This is a genomic window from Photobacterium sanctipauli, from assembly GCF_003026495.1.
Taxonomy (GTDB): Bacteria; Pseudomonadota; Gammaproteobacteria; order Enterobacterales; family Vibrionaceae; genus Photobacterium; species Photobacterium sanctipauli.
The window spans coordinates 1-526 of the sequence record NZ_PYMA01000051.1 but is presented as its reverse complement, the minus strand read 5'-3'; the positions used below and the strand labels follow the sequence as shown (position 1 = coordinate 526).

Genomic DNA, 526 nt, shown 5'->3' with positions numbered 1-526 from the left:
ACTTCCGCATCAAAGTTTTACATCTTCGGTAGAGAAGATGGTGGCTACGACGGGATTCGAACCTGTGACCCCATCATTATGAGTGATGTGCTCTAACCAACTGAGCTACGTAGCCATCTTGTCGTTGCTGATAATGAATCAACATCAAAAATAGTGGCAGGTCTACCTGGATTCGAACCAGGGAATGACGGGATCAAAACCCGTTGCCTTACCGCTTGGCGATAGACCTGCAGATGCTCTTTGCAGAGACTTGTAATCAGAGAATGGTGCGGAAGGAGAGACTTGAACTCTCACACCTTGCGGCGCCAGAACCTAAATCTGGTGCGTCTACCAATTCCGCCACTTCCGCATTTTGATGCTCTGATTGTATTTTTCAAACCGGAAATTGGTAAATCCGATTTGAAGAATTAATGGTGCGGAAGGAGAGACTTGAACTCTCACACCTTGCGGCGCCAGAACCTAAATCTGGTGCGTCTACCAATTCCGCCACTTCCGCAGTACTTATCGTGCCGTTAATGAAAACGAA

At 47.1% G+C, this 526-nt stretch carries 4 tRNA genes; all 4 read right to left on the bottom strand.

The annotated features are described in order from the left end of the window. Positions 1-38: 38 nt before the first annotated feature. The 4 genes from C9I98_RS26420 to C9I98_RS26405 all read right to left on the bottom strand — a co-directional run bounded on the left by C9I98_RS26420 (position 39) and on the right by C9I98_RS26405 (position 496). Positions 39-115, bottom strand: a tRNA-Met gene (locus C9I98_RS26420). 39 nt (positions 116-154) lie between these two features. Further along, positions 155-229 (bottom strand) — tRNA-Gln (locus tag C9I98_RS26415). A gap of 35 nt (positions 230-264) precedes the next feature. Then, positions 265-349: transfer RNA gene (locus C9I98_RS26410), tRNA-Leu, on the bottom strand. Positions 350-411: 62 nt separating this feature from the next. After that, a tRNA-Leu gene (locus C9I98_RS26405) sits at positions 412-496 on the bottom strand. Positions 497-526 lie beyond the last annotated feature (30 nt).